The sequence below is a fragment of the Burkholderia sp. AU45274 genome (genome assembly GCF_030482505.1).
In the GTDB taxonomy this organism is placed as follows: domain Bacteria; phylum Pseudomonadota; class Gammaproteobacteria; order Burkholderiales; family Burkholderiaceae; genus Burkholderia.
Genome location: NZ_JAUJQE010000003.1, coordinates 650,072 through 665,811, shown reverse-complemented (window position 1 = coordinate 665,811; position 15,740 = coordinate 650,072). Strand labels below are relative to the sequence as shown.

Sequence of the window (15,740 nt, the reverse complement as noted above, 5' to 3'; positions counted from 1 at the left end):
CGAAATGCACAAGGCCGGCCGTGCTGGCGATACGACCGTCACGCAAGGCCCGGCCACGCGCACGACTCGCTGCCGCTCATGCCGCGCGTGCGTGCCGGTTCGGCGGATACGGAAGCCCGAGACACTCGCGTCAGCGAGCGCATCCGGTGCCGCTACGCGGTCATGTTGCCAGACGCGCGCGGGATGATGGCGCCGAGATGGATCCGGCGGGGAGAGGCGGGCGTCGATCGGTGCATGGCAGCGGTTCGGTGAAAAACCATGGTCAGGCGACGGCGGGCAGCGGCGACGCCGCACGGGCGTCGGGCAGAAGCGGCAGCGCGTCGAGCAGCGATGCGGTGTACGGGTGCGACGGCGCGCCGAACACCCGGTCGACAGGGCCGCTTTCGACGACGCGGCCGCCCCGCATCACGAGAATCCGGTCGGCGACGTGATGCACCACGCCGAGATCGTGCGAGATGAACAGCATCGCGGTGCCGTGCTCGGCCTGCAGGTCGGCGAGCAGGTCCAGCACCTGCGCCTGGATCGACACGTCGAGCGCGCTGACCGGCTCGTCCGCGACGAGCAGCGCCGGATTCGACGCGAACGCGCGCGCGATCGCGACGCGCTGCCGCTGGCCGCCGGACAGTTCGCGCGGATACCGGTCGATGCAACCGGCGCCGAGCTGGACTTCGTCGAGCAGCTGCAGGACGCGGCGGCGCCGCGCGTCGCCACGGATGCCGGCCACATCGAGGCTTTCGCCGACGATCTGCCCGACCGAGTAGCGTGGGTCGAACGAGCTGTACGGATCCTGTGCGATCAACTGCAGCCGCGCGCGGCGCGCCCGCCGCGCGGCTTCCGGCACGCCGTTCCACGGCTGGCCGTCGAGCGCGACGGTGCCGTTGTCCGGTTCGACGAGCCCGAGCACGATTCGCGCGACGGTGGATTTGCCGGAGCCGGATTCGCCGACGATGCCGAGCGTCTCGCCGCGCGCGAGCGTGAACGACACGCCGTCGACCGCGGCCGGCGTGTCGCGGCCGCCGTAGCGTTTCGTCAACGCGTCGACGGCCAGCACCGGCGTGCCCGTATCGATGCGCTTCGGCGGCAGCGGCACGCGCGGGGTGGCTGCGAGCCGGAACCCGCGCGACGCGGCAGTGGGAATCGCCGCGAGCAGCTGCCGCGTGTACGGATGCGTCGGCGCGCTCAACACGTCGCGTGCCGGCCCTTGCTCGACGATCCGGCCGCCGCGCATCACGAGCACGCGATCGGCCAGTTCGGCGACGACCGCGAGATCGTGGCTGATCAGCAGCACCGCATCGCCGGCATCGCGGCGCGCACGCAGCAGCGACAGGATCTGGCGTTGCACGGTCATGTCGAGCGCGGTGGTCGGCTCGTCGGCGATCAGCAGCGCCGCGCCGCCCGCGATCGCGGTGCCGATCAGCACGCGCTGCCGCAAGCCGCCCGACAACTGGTGCGGATACTGCGGCAGCCGCCGCTCGGGGTCGTCGATGCCGACCGAGCGCAGCAGGTCGGCGCTGCGCGTTGCGACGTCGCGCCGCCGCGTATCGTGCAGCGCTTCGGCGACGAGGTCGCGCACGCGCCACAGCGGATCGAGCGACACCAGCGCGTCCTGCAGCACATAGCCGATCCGGCGGCCGCGAATGGCGCGCCAGTCGCGTTCCCGATGGCGGCGCACGTCGATGCCGGCGATGTCGAAGCGTGCTGCGTCGATCGCGGCATGCGGGCCGTTCAGCCCGACGAGGCTGCGCGCGGTCACCGACTTGCCGGAACCCGACTCGCCGACCAGCGCGACGCATTCGCCGGCATGCAGCGTGAGATCGAGCGGCCCGACGACGGGCTGCGCGCCGCGGAACCCGACCGTCAGCTGCTCGATGCGGACCAGCGGCGCGCCACGCGCGGGCGTCGGCTGCGACACGGCGCCGATCGTACTCATGCTGCCTCCCGCCGCTCGAAGCGCGCCTGCCAGTAGCCGCCGAGCGCATTCACCGCGATCACGGCCGCGGTGATCGCGAGGCCGGGCCACACTGCGATCCACCACGCGTTGTACAGATAGTTGCGGCCCTCGGCGAGCATCAGCCCCCATTCGGCTGCCGGCGGTTGCGGCCCCATGCCGAGAAAGCTGAGCCCCGACGCGCCGATGATCGCGGTGCCGAGGCCGATCGTCGCGAGTACCGGCACCTGCGCGATCGCGTGCGGCAGCACGTGGCGCCAGACCAGCACCGCCGGCGCGAGGCCGAGCGTGCGCGCGTGTTCGACGTAACCGGAGGATGCGACGACGAAGGTCTGCGCGCGCACGACGCGCGCGAAGCGCGGCACCGACGCGACGCCGAGCGCGAACACCAGGTTCACCGCGCCGGGGCCGGTGAACGAGATCAGCATCAGCGCGAGCAGCAGGTCGGGGAACGCGGACACGACGTCGAGCACGCGCGTGATCAGCTCGTCGAGCCAGCCGCGGGCGAGGCCGGCGAGCAGCCCGAGCGCGGTGCCGAACAGCGTCGCGACGCCGATCGCGGCCGCGCTGATCGACAGCGAGTAGCGTGCGCCATACACGACGCGCGAGTAGATGTCGCGGCCGAGCTGGTCGGTGCCGAGCCAGTGCTCGGCGCTGCTGCCGAGCTGCGCGGACAGCGGATCGGCGGCGAGCGGATCGCCGTGCGCGAGCCAGCCGGGCGCGACGACGGCGACCACGTTCAGCAGCAGATAGACGGCGGCGAGCGCCAGCCCCGGATGGCGGGACAGCCAGCCGGCCGTGCCGCGGGTCGCGCTCGGGCGCAACGTGAGATCGACGGGAACGGACATCGGTGCCTCCGGTTCAATGCCGTGCGCGGCGTTCGCGCAGGCGGGGATCGATCAGCAGGTACAGCAGATCGACGGCGGTGCTGAGCGCGACGTAGATCGCGGCCGACAGGATCGCGATCGCGAGGATCACCGGCATGTCCTTCGACAGCACCGCGTCGACCGTCACCTTGCCGAGGCCCGGCCGGCCGAACACCTGCTCGGTGATCACGGCGCCGCTCAGCAGCCCGCCCACGAGCCAGCCGGCGAGCGTGACGGCCGGCAGCGCCGCGTGGCGCAGCGCATGGCGCACGCGCAGCGCGAACCCGCCGATCCCCCACGAGCGCACCGTCAGCGCATACGGCTCGTCGAGCGCGCGCTCGATGCCTTGCCGCAGCACGCGGCCGATCACCGCGCCCTGCGCGAGCCCCAGCGATAGCGCGGGCAGCACGAGCGACGCGAAGCCGCGATCGCCGGCCACCGGGAACAGCTTCAGCGTGAAGCTGAACACGAACAACAGCATGATTCCGAGCCAGAACGACGGCGTCGAGGCCAGCAGCAGTTCGACGCCGGACGCGGCGCGCCCCGCCCAGCGGCGGCCGGCCGTCAGCACCGCGAGGCCGACCGCGAACACGATCGTCACGACGAGCGCCGCGCCCGTCAGCTTCAGCGTCGGCCACAGCTGCCCGAGCACGAGCGGCGCGACGTCCGTGTTCAGGATGTAGGAGCGGCCGAACTCGCCGTGCAGCACGCGCCACAGGTAGTGCACGTATTGCAGTGCGAGCGGTTCGTCGAGTCCCCATTCCTGACGGATCGCGGCCTCGATCTCGGGCGTGCTCAACTGCTCGCCGATCAGGATGCCGACGATATCGCCCGGCGCGAGATGCACGGCCGCGAACGACAGCGTGATCGCGGCCCACAGCACGAGCACGCCGGTGGCGAGCCGCGTGACGACGGGCGAGCCCGGCCAGCGCCGCCATGCGGCCGGCGACGGCGCGGCCGGTCGTGCGTCAGGGAGGGAGGCGGGAGCGGAGGTCGAATGGCTCATTGGGAAATCTCCTGTCGGGTCGGCGCGAACCGTGATGCAAAAGCGGGCCGCTGCGCGCCGGCTTACTGCTTCACCCACACGTCGTACGGGTTCTCCGGCATCTGCGCGAACGAGCGGAAGCGCAGCCCCTGGACGGCCTTCGCGGCCGCGATCTGGTCTTCCGGTTCGTAAAGCGGGACCGCATACGCCTGTTCGTTGATCGCGAAGCGCTGCAGCTCGCCGTACGACTGCTTGCGCTGCGCGACGTTCTGCGTACGCGCGGCCGCCTGCAACCAGCGCGCCAGTTCGGGCGCCGCCGCACGGCTGTAGTTCAGCGCGCCGCCGCGATCGACCGGCAGGTAGTGGCCCTCGATGTCGATGCCGTCGGGCGGCGTGTTGGAGTTCGCGATCGAGCCGAACTTGCCGCTCTTGCGCGCTTCGACGTACGTGCCGTCGTCGACGTACTGGATCTTCAGGTCGACGCCGAGGCGTTGCCGTGCCTGCGCCTGCAGTGCCTGCAGCAGCACGTCGCGCTGATCGCGTACCGTCGCCTGCGCCTGGATCACCGCGATCGTCAGGCGTTCGCCGTCGCGGGTCCGGTAGCCGCTGCTGTCGCGTGCTTGCCAGCCGGCTTCGTCCAGCAGCTGGTTCGCCCGTTTCGGATTGTTGCCGTAGGTCTTTTCGACAGCGGCGTCGTAGAGCGGATCGATCGGCGACGTGATCCCCCACGCGCGCGTGCGCTCGCCGCGGTAGATCGACTGCACGATGCCGGTCGCGTCCAGTCCTTCGAGCAGCGCGCGGCGTACTTTCACGTCGCGGGTCGGGCCGTAGTCGACGTTCAGGAACAGTGAGTAGGGCGTGCCGGTATTGAGCGCGCGGCGATACGTGAAATCGGCGTTCTTGCGGATCAGTGCCGCGTCGTTGCCGGACACGCCTTCGATCACGTCGACCTGGCCGGACAACAGCGCGCCGGTGCGCACCGACGATTCGGGGAGGAACCGGTAGACGATCCGGTCGAGGTACGCGGGGCCCTGGTGGCCCGCCGTCGGCGGCGCCCAGCGATAGTCGGGGTTCTTCGCGAACTCGATTTCCTGCCCTTTCACGTACCGCTTCAGGATGAACGGGCCGGTGCCCGCGATGTCGGTGCCGCCCGACTTCAGGCTCGGCCGGCCGAACGCGTTCGGCGACAGCAGCGGCAGACGGCCGGCGAACGTCAGGAACGGCGTATACGGCGCGTCGAGCGCGATCACGACCGTGTGCGCGTCGGGCGTCTTCACGTCCGCGACGTGCGAGATCAGCCGCGCAAGCTGGCTGCCGGCCGAGTACGACAGTTCGCGCGCGTTCAGGAAGTTGCGGGCGACGGCCTGCGCGTCGAACGGCGCGCCGTCGGTGAATTTCACGCCGTCGCGCAGCGTGAACGTGTAGGTCTTGCCGTCGGCCGAGACCTTGTAGCCGGTCGCGAGCCACGGCACGTAACTGCCGTCGGGCTTCTGCGCGAGCAGGCTTTCGTAGGCGTTGCGCAGCAGCAGCTCGACCTTGTCCTGGCCGTTCAGTTGCGGATTCAGCGTGCGGGGCTCGGTTTCGACACCCCAGGTCAGCGTGCCGCCGGAGACGGGTGTGCCCTGTGCGAACGCCGCATACGGCATCGCGACGGCGAGCAGCAACGCAGCCGATACGGTGTGGCGCGACGCGCGGAGAGCGGAATCCGGAAATGCGAGAGTCATGCGTTGAAGCCTTTCACGAGATGGATGGCAGGGGATGCACTACGCGAAGCAGGGTGCGCCCGCGCGTCACGCGTCCACGGGGACAGGCAGGCGCTCCGGCGCGGCGTCGGCCATCGCCGGATCCTCGTAGAGATCCGGGATCAGGATTTTTCTGAGCCAGACGAGCGGCGTGCCGAGCGCGTTGGTCGAGCGATCGAACGGCACGTAGCCGCCGCGCTCGTAGTACGACTGCAGCCATGGATGGTGGATCGCGGTCGACAGATACGTCGCGGGCGCCTTGACCTGCGCGGCCAGGAACTGTGTCTCGACGTGTTCGAGCAGCGTGTGCCCGAGCCCTTGCCGCGCGAACGCGGGCGCAACCGCGAACCAGTGCAGGAACGGATAGGGCGTGCGATGGCGTTCGCCGGATACCCATGGAGACCGCACGGTCAACGTGGCCGCGAGGGCGGTACGGCCGTCGGGTGCCGCATGTTCGAGCACGAACGTCGTTTCGCGCGCGACGGCTTGCGCGACGCGTTCGATCGGCGAGCGCGTGATCGTGAAGTGCACGCCCTGCGCCGCGAGCGGCGCGTAGGCGTCCTGCAGCAACGCGTAGACGGCCGGCACGTCGTCTGCGCTGGCGATGCGAATCGTATCGGTCATGGCGCGGTGCCCTCGAAGTCCGGTTGGCGTGCGATCGTGCGCGCGCCGGCATCTCGCGCGTTCGCGTTCGCTTCGTCGCGCGCCCCCGCCGCCGTGTCGTCACCGTCGGCATGCGCGCCGGCCAGCAGGCGCAGCGACGCAATGCGCGGGGCGGCGTCGGCGACCGGCGTGTCGACGACGAATTCGGCAATCCCGTGGCGGCGATGCAATGCGTCGAGCTCGTGCAGCACGTCGTCGCGCGTGCCGTGCACGATCCGCGTTTCGCGCGGGTCGATCCGGTGCGGGCCGCCGCCGGCCTGGCGGATGTACGCGTGCGCCTGTTCGAGGCTGCCGACGTTGACGGCGGGCGTGTCGCCCACCTGAACGCGAAAGCCCTGATGTCCGCTCGCGAGTCGCGCCGCCGCGTCGCGGGTGCCGGCGACGATCGCGGAGACGGCCAGCAGCGGCGTGCGGCCGCCCGACGCGTCGCGATAGGTGTCGAACGTGCGCTCCAGATCCGTCGCGGAGGCATTCAGATGCGACGCGTAGACGAACGCCCAGCCGAGCCGCGCGGCGAGCGTGGCGCTTTCCGCGCTGGCGCCGAGCAGGAACGGTTGCGCGGGCTCGGGCGGGCGTGGCGTCGCATGCAGCGTAGCGCCATCCTGATCGCTCGCGTCGGCTGTTGCATCGTCGCCCTCGAGATGACGATTCAATTCCTCGGCCAGATCGGCGAACGACGCGCGCCGCGCCGGATCGTAGCCGGCCTGCAGCGCACGGGTCGACAGCGGCAGGCCGCCCGGCGCCTTGCCGATGCCGAGATCGACGCGGCCGGGCGCGAGCGACGCGAGCAGGTTGAAGTTTTCCGCGATCTTGTACGGACTGTAGTGCTGCAGCATCACGCCGCCGGATCCGACCCGAATGCGCCGCGTCTGCGCGAGCACGTGCGCGATCAGGATTTCCGGCGACGGGCACGCGAGCGCGGCGGTGTTGTGATGTTCGGCGAGCCAGTAGCGGTGATAGCCGGCCGCATCGGCGAAGCGTGCGAGCGATACGCTGCGCGCCAGCGCGTCGGCGGCGGTTTCTCCGGGCGCGACGGGGCTCTTGTCGAGCACGCTCAAGCGGAACGGCAATGCGGACAAAGCGGACAAAGCGGACAAATCGAAGTGGGAGCGGAGGGCGTCGAACGTCATGATGAAGCGATCGGCGCGGGTCGAAACGGCCTGATCAGCGGATTTGGCATGCCGAATTATTTTGCGTCGACGTTCGCACGGTCAAACAATCAAGAAGAATATCGAAAGCCGAAAATATTCGTTCCGGCCGCCCCGGGGGCTTGCGTTATGGTCGTTGGCTGCGCGCCTCGCGGCGCGTGTGTGGAGCCTGACCGACGGTCCGACGCGAGTACGCTCGCCGTCGCGATGCCCGCGGGCACGCTCCGATTCTCCGACCGAACGGAATCACGAGGAGTGCGAATGAACGAGCAACGCGAACGACGTACGGCCCTCACGGCGTGCCATCGCGCGATGAACGGAGCCGCGTCATGAGCGGCGCACGCAGACGGCTGAAGACGCTCGTCGGCGCGGCGAGCGTGCTGTACGCGCCCGGCGATGCGGATGTCGCACAGGGTGTGCGACGCGCGGCGTCGCTCGCACGCAGGGCGGAAGCCGAGAAGATCACCGGCCTCTTTACCGCCGACCTGCTGCAGGCCGATGCGGCCGGCCTCGCGGGCACCACGGGCAGCCAGGAGCCGATCGTCGCGCTGGCGGCGCTGAGCCAGGCGACGTCGGCGATCGGCCTCGTCGCGACGGTGTCGACCACGTATCACCATCCGTACAACCTCGCGCGGCTGATCGGCACGCTCGACCACGTGAGCGGCGGGCGGGCCGCGTGGAATGCGGTCACGTCGTCGGTCGGCGAGGAGAATTTCGGCGATGCGGCGCTGCCCGACCCCGAACGGCGTTACGCGCGTGCGGCCGAATTCGTCGAAGTCGTCAACGCGCTGTTCGACGCGAACGATCCGCGCGCGACGCGGCGCGGGCAGGGCGGCGGCATCTCGGTCGATCCGCGCCAGCTCGGCGCGATCGACTACCGCGGCGAGCACTTCCAGGTGCAGGGGCCGCTGAACGTGCCGCCGTCGCCGCAGCGCAGGGCGGTGCTGTTTCAGGCCGGGCAGTCGGCCAGCGGCGTATCGCTCGGCGCGAAGTACGCGGAGGTCGTCTATACGTCACAGCCGACGCACGACGATGCGCGCGCATTCGTCGCCGAGCTGCATCGGCAGGCCATCGCATTCGGCCGCGCCGACCGGCTGCCGCTCGTGATGAACTCGTTCCATTCGGTGATCGGCGAATCCGATGCCGACGTCGCGCGACGGTTGCGCGACAAGCATGAACGGATCGATTACGAACAGGGCAGGCTGAAGCTGGCCGACATGCTGGGCGGCGTCGTCGACCTGAGCGGCCTGCCGCTCGACCAGCCGTTGCCGGCGTCGCTGCTGCCGGCGATCGACAGCGTGCATCGCCGGCGCGGACGCGTCGCGATCTTCGTGGGCTACGCACGCCAGCGGCTGACGCTGCGCGAGCTGATCATCCGTGCGCAGGAGACGGGCCACTGGTCCGTCGCCGGCACGCCGGAACAGCTCGCCGACGCGATTGAAACGCGCTATCGCGCGGGGCTCGTCGACGTGCTGTCGTTGCACGGGCTCGGCCAGCCGGACCAGGAAGACCTGCTGCTCAACGGGTTGCTGCCCGAATTGCGGCGGCGCGATCTGCTCGACACCGACTATGTAGGCGGCGATTTTCGCGCGAACCTGGAACTGCCGGCGTTGCGGCGCGAGGCCGTGGCGGCGTGAACGACGGATGAACCGCGTACCGTGCCGTACGTCGGACGGTGCGCGGTTTCGTGCATATCGTACATATCGCGCGATCAGATATCCATCGCAAAAATAACCATTTGGTACACGCATCGGCGCGCATTACAGTCACGCCTCCTGCCGGCTGCAACGCCGGTCGTTCCGACGTTATTTCAGAAATTCGCCACATGAATCGTTTGATGCGTTCCAGGGTCCGCCGTGCCGCGGCCGCGCTGTTCGTGCTCGGCCTCGCGCCGATTTCCCACGCGGCCCAGCCGACGTTGCGCGTCGGCATCGACGCCGAATCGTATCCGCCGTTCTTTTCGAAAGATGCCGGCGGCAAGTGGAAGGGCTGGGAAATCGACGTGCTCGATGCCGCATGCGGCAAGCTGAACGTGCGGTGCGAGCTCACCGACATTGCATGGGACGGCCTGATTCCGGCGTTGCAGAACCGCAAGATCGACGTGATCTGGTCGTCGATGACGATCACCGGCGAACGGCAGAAAGCGATCGACTTCAGTCGTGCCTACTATGAGTCGCCGACGGTGTTCGTCGGCGCGAAAAGCGACCGGCGCCGCGTCGACTGCGCGGTGCCCGCGACCTTCAAGGGCAGCGTGATCGGCGTCGAGGCCGGCACGAACTTCTCGGCGTTCCTCGATGCCCGCTTCAAGCAGAACGTGCAGATCAAGGCGTTCGACAAGTTCGACAATGCGCTCGCGGATCTGGTGTCCGGGCGCGTCGACTACGTGCAGGAAGGCAAGGGGCTATTCACGGCGTTCCTCGCGTCGCGCGACGGCAAGGACTTCGAAGTCAAGGCCACGTGCGCGGACGATCCGGTGCTGGGCCTCGGTGTCGGCGCGGGCGTGCGGCGCGGCGATGCGCTGCGCGGCAAGCTGTCGACCGCGATCGCGCAACTGCAGCAGGACGGCACGTGGGATGCGATCACCGCCCGCTATCCGAACCTGAAAGGCACGATCGAGAAGGGGCGCTGAGCGCATGGCCGCGGACGATTCGCTGCTCGCGTTGCTCGCATTCGGCGACGGCGGTTATGGCCGCGTGTTCGCGGGTGCGTTCGCGCTGACGTTCGGCGTCGCGGCGGCGTCGTTCTGCACCGGCGTGCTGCTCGGCATCGCCGGCGCGCTCGGCAAGCTGTCGCGATACGCGGCGCTCGTGTGGCTGGCGCGCCTCTACACGACGCTCGTGCGCGCGCTGCCCGAACTGTTGTGCCTGCTGCTCGCGTTCTACGCGGTCGCACCGGCCATCGAGAACGCGCTTCGCGGCAGCGGCATCGTATCGGGCGACTTCGCGTTCGATCCGTTCGTCGTCGCCGCACTGTCGCTCGGTTTCATCCAGGGTGCGTATCTCACCGACATCTTCCGCGCGGCGCTCGTCAACGTGCCGGTCGGCCAGATCGAAGCCGCGTACGCGTACGGGATGACGCCATGGCAGACGTTCGCGCGCATCCGGTTCCCGGCCGCCGCGCGGCTCGCGCTGCCGGGCGTCGGCAACGTGTGGCTGAACGCGACCAAGGATGCGTCGTTCATCAGCGTGCTCGGGTCTTTCACCGATCTGCTGAAGGCGAGCCAGCTCGCGGCCGGCGCGACGCGGCACTACGTATTCTTCTATCTGGTTACGGCCGCACTGTTCCTGCTGCTGAGCATCACGTCGACCGGCCTCTTCGCGGCGCTGGAGCGGCATGCGAACCGCGGCACGAGGCGCGCGACGACATGATTTTCTCGCTGCCTTTCCTGCTCGACACGGTGATGCCGAAGCTGCTCGCCGCGGTGCCGACGACCCTGGCGTTGCTGCTGTTGTCGGGTATCGCCAGCGTGGTGATCGGCATTCCGCTCGCGCTGGCGGCGGGTTCGCGCCACGCAGCCTGCCGCTGGCCCGCGCGCGGCTGGATCATGCTGGTTCGCGGAACACCGCTGCTGGTGCAGCTTTATCTGCTGTATTACGGCTTCGGCCAGATCGTCCCGCGCGAATGGATGCGCGACAGCTGGGCGTCGCCATTGCTGCGCGATGCGTTCTGGTATGCGGTCGTCGCGTTGAGCGTGAACGAGGGCGCCTATGTCGCGACGATCCTGCGCGGCGCGATTGCCGGGGTGCCGGCCGGCGAAATCGAGGCCGGCTTTGCATACGGAATGACGCGGGCGGGTGTACTGCGCCGGATCGTCGGCCCGCGTGCGTGGCGACTCGCGCTGCCGGCGCTCACCGGCGAGGCGATCCTGCTGCTGAAGTCGACCGTCCTCGCGTCGACCGTCACGGTGTTCGACGTGATGGGGACGGCCAACACGCTTCGTTTTGAAACCTTGCGCGTTTATGAGCCGCTCGCGGGCGCGGCGATCGTCTATGTCGTGCTGGTCGCGCTGCTGACGATTCCCGCCGCCCGTCTCGAGAAACACCTCAACCGCTACCTGACGCGCGAGCCCGACGATCGCCCGCCCGCACGGCGCCGCCGCGCATCGTCCGGCGCGTGGGCGGCGCCCAACTGATTCCTGCTTTTGCACTGAACACGACGATGTCCGATCCTCGCCCCTTGCTGTTTTCCCTTTACGAACAGGCCAGCGTCGGCTGCGGCGGTGCGCCGAGCCTGTGGACCCATCCCGCCGACGAACGGCTGCGCGCGAACACGCTCGCGTTCTGGTCGAACCTCGCGCGCACGGCCGAGCAGGCCGATCTCGACATGCTGTTCTTCGCGGACGTGCTCGGCCTGTACGACGTCCATGGCGGGTCGTCCGACGCGGCGGTCCGGTGGGCGGTCGAGGCGCCCGCGAACGATCCGATGATGCTGATTCCGGCGCTCGTCGCGCAGACCGAGCGGCTCGCATTCGGCGTGACCGCGAGCACGACCTACGAGCACCCGTTCGCGCTCGCGCGGCGCTTCAGCACGCTCGACCACCTGAGCAACGGCCGGATCGGCTGGAACATCGTGACGTCCTACCTGACGAGCGCGGCGCGCAACTTCGGGCTCGACCGGATGATCGGCCACGACGAACGCTACGCGCGTGCGGAGGAGTTTCTCGACGTGGCCTACAAGCTGTGGGAAGGGAGCTGGGCGGACGACGCGGTCGTCGCCGACAAGCGCGAGCCGCGCTACGCGCGCGGCGACCGTGTGCGGCCGATCGAGCACGAAGGCACGCATTATCGCGTGCATGGCCCGCACGTCTGCGCGCCGTCGCCGCAGCGCTCGCCGGTGCTGATCCAGGCCGGCTGGTCGGGGCGCGGGCGCGAATTCGCGGCGAAGCACGCGGAAGTGGTGTTCGTCGCGAAGTCGAATCCGCATGAGATCCGCACCGGCCTCGATGAAATCCGGCGGCTGGCGGTCGAAAACGGCCGGGCAGCGGAGGACGTGAAGGCGCTCACGGTGCTGCGGATCGTGACGGCGCGTTCGTCGGCCGACGCGAAGGAGAAGTACCACGCGCTGCAGCAGCACTATCACCTGCAGGCTCAACTCGTCAGCTATGCGGGCGATACCGGCATCGACATCGATCGCTATGCGGACGACGAGCCGTTGACGACGCAAACGGAAGGGCTCACGTCCTACGTGGTGCGGCCGGACGGCAGCGGCAAGCCGCTCACCGCCGGCGACGTGCGGCGCAAGTTCGCGAATGTCACGCGCGGCACCGACCTGATCCTCGTCGGCTCGCCTGACGAAGTCGCCGACCAGCTCGCCGAGCATGCGCGGCAATCGACGACGAGCGGCTACATGCTCAATCCGCTGATCAGCCCGGGCACGCTCGACGATTTCGCCGAACTGATCGTGCCGGAACTGAAAAAGCGCGGCCTGTACCGAGCGACGCCGGCGAGCGGCACCTTCCGTTCACGGCTGAGCGGGCGGGACCGCCTGCCGGACACGGCCTATGGCGCTTCGTTCCGGTTTCCCGTGGCTGAAGCCGACTGACCAGCCGATCAATGCCGGACGATCCTCAGCGGAATTGCGTGACATGACCCACGACGACCTGTTTCTCCTGCAAGCGCATCGCGCCGTCCGGAATCTTCGGTATGAATAGCGCTACAAACGAGACGATGGACGTGACGCGCGACGATCGGCCTCATCGGTCGACGTTACCACCTGTTCTGAGCGCCACGGGCATCGCGAAGCGCTTCGACGCGACCGTCTCGCTGTCGGCGCTCGACCTGTCGATCGGCGCCGGCGAAGTCGTCGCGTTGATGGGCGCGAACGGCGCGGGCAAGTCGACCTTCGTCAAGATCCTGAGCGGCGCGCTGCAAGCGGACAGCGGCACGCTGACGCTACGCGGCGAACCCTATCGACCGGCGTCGCCGCACGCGGCCAAGCGGCTCGGCGTCGCGACCGTGCACCAGTCCGTGGCCGACGCCGTCGTGCCGACGCTGTCGATCGCCGACAACCTGCTGCTCGACCGGCTGTGCGATCCGGCCTCGCCTTGGCGCGTGCCGCCGGCCGCGCGGCGCGCGGCGGCGCGATCGCTCGCCGCACGGGTCGGGCTCGACGTCGACCTGGCCGCACCGCTCGCCTCGCTGTCGCTGGCTGACCAGCAGCGTGTGACCCTGGCGCGTGCGTTGGCCGGGCAGCCATCGTTGCTGATTCTCGACGAGCCGACCGCCAGCCTGTCGGCGGCGGAGGCCGAGCGGCTGTTCGTGCTGGTGGACGCGTTGCGCCGCGACGGCGTCGCCATCCTGCTGGTGTCGCATCGGCTCGGCGATTTGCGCCGCATCGCCGATCGCGCGGCGATCATTCGCGACGGGCGGATCGTCGCCGACCTGGCCGCGCCGATCGATTTCGACGCGGCGGTGGAAACGATGATCGGCCGGCCGTTGCCGCGTACGCGTGCATCGGTGCCGGAGCGTGCCGGGCTCGCCGGAGCCGGGGCAGGCCAAGGTTTCAGCGTGCGGCAGATGCGGCTGACGCCGACCAGTACACCGTTCGACCTCGATGTCCGGCGTGGCGAGATCGTCGCGATCGCGGGCCCCGTCGGCGGCGGCAAGTCGCGCTTCGCGCGGACGATCTTCGGCGCGGTGCGGGCGGCGGCCGGCGAGATGACGCTCGACGGGCGGCCGTGGCGGCCACGCTCGCCGGCCGATGCAATTCGCGCCGGCGTATTCCTGGCCGGCGAGGACCGCTGGCGCACGTCGCTGTTTCCCGACAGCGTTCCGTTCGCGTCGATCGCGGGCACGATCGGCTTTCCGTTCCTGTCGCGCTGGTTCGCGAGCGGCGCGGTGCGCCGAGCGCGCGAACGCACGGCCGCCGCGGCGGCGATCGCACGGTTCGGCATTCGCTGCGACGGGCCCGACGATCGCGTCGCGCACCTGTCCGGCGGCAACCAGCAGAAGGTCGTGCTCGCGCGCTGGCATGCCGAGCCGGCGCGGCTGTTGCTGCTCGACGAGCCGTTCCAGGGCATCGATGCGGGCGCGCGCGCCGATATCGTCGATACGCTGCGGCGTCATGCGCATGAGCGCACGACGATCGTGTTCGTCAGCGATCTCGAGGAAGCGGCCGAGATCGCCGATCGTATCGTGCGATTCGACCGCGCGACGCTTGATTGCGTGCCTCCCACTTCTTCCATCGTGCGTGCCTGCTCATGAAACCCGTGACTTCTTCCGCTGTCCGCCATGCCGCATCCGTCGAACGGTCGTCGCGTCCCGGGCCGGCGCGCATCCGCGATGTGCTCGAACGGACGGGCATCCTGCTCGTGCTGGGCGTCCTCGTGGTCGTGTTCGCGCTCAGGGAGCCCGCGTTCCTGAACCTCGACAACCTGTTCAGCATCCTGCAGGCGGTGTCGATCGTCGCGTTGCTCGGCATCGGCGTGACGGTCACGCTCGCGGCCGGCGGCTTCGACCTGTCGGTCGGCAGCGTGGCCGCGACCGCGCAAATGGCTGCGAGCTACGTGCTGGTCGTCTGGCACGGCAGCGCATGGGCGGCCGTGCTCGCCTGCGTCGTGCTTGGCGTGGCGGCCGGCTTGTTCAACGGCTTGCTGATTACGCGGCTGCGCGTGCCCGACCAGCTCGCGACGCTCGGCACGCTGTTCCTGCTCGCCGGCCTGCAGTTGATCCCGACCGGCGGCCGTTCGCTCGCGACCGGTTCCGTGCTGCCCGACGGCACGGACGCGACGGGCGTGTTCCCCGATGCGTTTCTCGCGCTCGGCCGGTTGCGCGTGTTCGACGTCGTACCGTTGCCAGTCCTGCTGCTCGCGGCTGTGACGGTGCTGGCCTGCGTGACGATGGAGGCGACCCGCTGGGGCCGCGTGATCTACGCGATCGGCGGCAACGAAACGGCCGCGCGGCTGGCCGGCGCGCCGGCCGCGCGCTACCGCGTCGCCGCGTATGTCGTGTCGGGTGCGATCGCGTCGCTGGGCGGCGTGCTGATCGCCGCGCGGGTCGGCCGCGGCGACGTGAGCGCGGGCCACTCGCTGCTGCTCGATGCGGTGGCGGCCGCGCTGATCGGTTATGCGGTGTGGGGCGCGAAGCGGCCCAACGTATTCGGCACGGTCGTCGGGGCGGTGTTCGTCGGCGTGCTGCTCAACGGGCTCACGATGCTGAACGCACCCTACTACATGCAGGATTTCATCAAGGGCGTACTGCTCGTGCTGGCCCTTGCATTTACGTTCGGCATCGGTCGCCGTACGGATGCCCGGGCGTGACGCGTGAGCTCGCCGAGACCAGGCTCGGGCACCCATGGTTCGGAGAATCTTCAGGCAGGACGGTTTGTTATCCAAAGTAATATCGATTGCCGAATCGGTCGGTTTGAATTCGCGTGGCGCGCTGATAGATT

General features: G+C 69.4%; 13 protein-coding genes. 7 read left to right on the top strand and 6 right to left on the bottom strand.

What is annotated here, in order from left to right; all coding sequences use genetic code 11:
• Positions 1-262: 262 nt before the first annotated feature.
• From QZM35_RS15515 to QZM35_RS15490, 6 genes are all read right to left on the bottom strand, one after another.
• Positions 263-1,930: an ABC transporter ATP-binding protein gene (locus tag QZM35_RS15515; protein WP_301776297.1), complete on the bottom strand. Its 1,668-nt coding sequence runs from the start codon at positions 1,928-1,930 to the stop codon at positions 263-265.
• Positions 1,927-2,796: an ABC transporter permease gene (locus tag QZM35_RS15510; RefSeq protein ID WP_089433903.1), complete on the bottom strand. Its 870-nt coding sequence runs from the start codon at positions 2,794-2,796 to the stop codon at positions 1,927-1,929. The genes QZM35_RS15515 and QZM35_RS15510 overlap by 4 nt, the downstream gene beginning before the upstream one ends.
• A gap of 13 nt (positions 2,797-2,809) precedes the next feature.
• On the bottom strand, positions 2,810-3,820 hold the full coding sequence (locus QZM35_RS15505) for an ABC transporter permease (protein ID WP_174975724.1): 1,011 nt from the start codon (positions 3,818-3,820) through the stop codon (positions 2,810-2,812).
• Between the two features lie 62 nt (positions 3,821-3,882).
• A complete protein-coding gene (locus tag QZM35_RS15500; protein ID WP_301776295.1) occupies positions 3,883-5,523 on the bottom strand; it encodes an ABC transporter substrate-binding protein in 1,641 nt (546 codons plus the stop codon).
• A 66-nt stretch (positions 5,524-5,589) separates the two neighbouring features.
• On the bottom strand, positions 5,590-6,165 hold the full coding sequence (locus QZM35_RS15495; RefSeq protein ID WP_301776294.1) for a GNAT family N-acetyltransferase: 576 nt from the start codon (positions 6,163-6,165) through the stop codon (positions 5,590-5,592).
• Positions 6,162-7,334: an MsnO8 family LLM class oxidoreductase gene (locus QZM35_RS15490; protein WP_301776293.1), complete on the bottom strand. Its 1,173-nt coding sequence runs from the start codon at positions 7,332-7,334 to the stop codon at positions 6,162-6,164. The genes QZM35_RS15495 and QZM35_RS15490 overlap by 4 nt, the downstream gene beginning before the upstream one ends.
• A 347-nt stretch (positions 7,335-7,681) precedes the next feature.
• Here QZM35_RS15490 and QZM35_RS15485 point away from each other — a divergent pair, with 347 nt between their 5' ends.
• The 7 genes from QZM35_RS15485 (at position 7,682) to QZM35_RS15455 (ending at position 15,609) form a co-directional block, all read left to right on the top strand.
• The gene (locus tag QZM35_RS15485; protein WP_301776292.1) at positions 7,682-8,989 is read left to right on the top strand and encodes an NtaA/DmoA family FMN-dependent monooxygenase; all 1,308 of its coding nucleotides are present in this window, start codon (positions 7,682-7,684) and stop codon (positions 8,987-8,989) included.
• Between the two features lie 188 nt (positions 8,990-9,177).
• Positions 9,178-9,981, top strand: a complete 804-nt coding sequence (locus tag QZM35_RS15480; protein WP_089429941.1) for a transporter substrate-binding domain-containing protein — start codon at positions 9,178-9,180, stop codon at positions 9,979-9,981.
• A 4-nt stretch (positions 9,982-9,985) separates the two neighbouring features.
• Positions 9,986-10,720 (top strand): ABC transporter permease, encoded by a 735-nt coding sequence (locus tag QZM35_RS15475; protein WP_301776291.1) that lies wholly within the window; start codon positions 9,986-9,988, stop codon positions 10,718-10,720.
• Positions 10,717-11,484: an ABC transporter permease gene (locus QZM35_RS15470; RefSeq protein ID WP_089476386.1), complete on the top strand. Its 768-nt coding sequence runs from the start codon at positions 10,717-10,719 to the stop codon at positions 11,482-11,484. The genes QZM35_RS15475 and QZM35_RS15470 overlap by 4 nt, the downstream gene beginning before the upstream one ends.
• A gap of 26 nt (positions 11,485-11,510) precedes the next feature.
• Entirely contained in the window at positions 11,511-12,893 is a 1,383-nt protein-coding gene (locus QZM35_RS15465) for an LLM class flavin-dependent oxidoreductase (RefSeq protein ID WP_301776290.1), read from the top strand.
• 101 nt (positions 12,894-12,994) lie between these two features.
• Positions 12,995-14,554, top strand: coding sequence for a sugar ABC transporter ATP-binding protein (locus QZM35_RS15460; RefSeq protein WP_301776289.1), 1,560 nt, complete (start codon positions 12,995-12,997; stop codon positions 14,552-14,554).
• The gene (locus tag QZM35_RS15455) at positions 14,551-15,609 is read left to right on the top strand and encodes an ABC transporter permease (protein WP_174975731.1); all 1,059 of its coding nucleotides are present in this window, start codon (positions 14,551-14,553) and stop codon (positions 15,607-15,609) included. The genes QZM35_RS15460 and QZM35_RS15455 overlap by 4 nt, the downstream gene beginning before the upstream one ends.
• Positions 15,610-15,740 lie beyond the last annotated feature (131 nt).

Excerpts from the sequence above, each read along its gene's own strand:
- QZM35_RS15515 (WP_301776297.1), bottom strand. The coding sequence starts at position 1,930 with ATGAGTACGATCGGCGCCGTGTCGCAGCCGACGCCCGCGCGTGGCGCG.
- QZM35_RS15510 (WP_089433903.1), bottom strand. The coding sequence starts at position 2,796 with ATGTCCGTTCCCGTCGATCTCACGTTGCGCCCGAGCGCGACCCGCGGC.
- QZM35_RS15505 (WP_174975724.1), bottom strand. The coding sequence starts at position 3,820 with ATGAGCCATTCGACCTCCGCTCCCGCCTCCCTCCCTGACGCACGACCG.
- QZM35_RS15500 (WP_301776295.1), bottom strand. The coding sequence starts at position 5,523 with ATGACTCTCGCATTTCCGGATTCCGCTCTCCGCGCGTCGCGCCACACC.
- QZM35_RS15495 (WP_301776294.1), bottom strand. The coding sequence starts at position 6,165 with ATGACCGATACGATTCGCATCGCCAGCGCAGACGACGTGCCGGCCGTC.
- QZM35_RS15490 (WP_301776293.1), bottom strand. The coding sequence starts at position 7,334 with ATGACGTTCGACGCCCTCCGCTCCCACTTCGATTTGTCCGCTTTGTCC.
- QZM35_RS15485 (WP_301776292.1), top strand. The coding sequence starts at position 7,682 with ATGAGCGGCGCACGCAGACGGCTGAAGACGCTCGTCGGCGCGGCGAGC.
- QZM35_RS15480 (WP_089429941.1), top strand. The coding sequence starts at position 9,178 with ATGAATCGTTTGATGCGTTCCAGGGTCCGCCGTGCCGCGGCCGCGCTG.
- QZM35_RS15475 (WP_301776291.1), top strand. The coding sequence starts at position 9,986 with ATGGCCGCGGACGATTCGCTGCTCGCGTTGCTCGCATTCGGCGACGGC.
- QZM35_RS15470 (WP_089476386.1), top strand. The coding sequence starts at position 10,717 with ATGATTTTCTCGCTGCCTTTCCTGCTCGACACGGTGATGCCGAAGCTG.
- QZM35_RS15465 (WP_301776290.1), top strand. The coding sequence starts at position 11,511 with ATGTCCGATCCTCGCCCCTTGCTGTTTTCCCTTTACGAACAGGCCAGC.
- QZM35_RS15460 (WP_301776289.1), top strand. The coding sequence starts at position 12,995 with ATGAATAGCGCTACAAACGAGACGATGGACGTGACGCGCGACGATCGG.
- QZM35_RS15455 (WP_174975731.1), top strand. The coding sequence starts at position 14,551 with ATGAAACCCGTGACTTCTTCCGCTGTCCGCCATGCCGCATCCGTCGAA.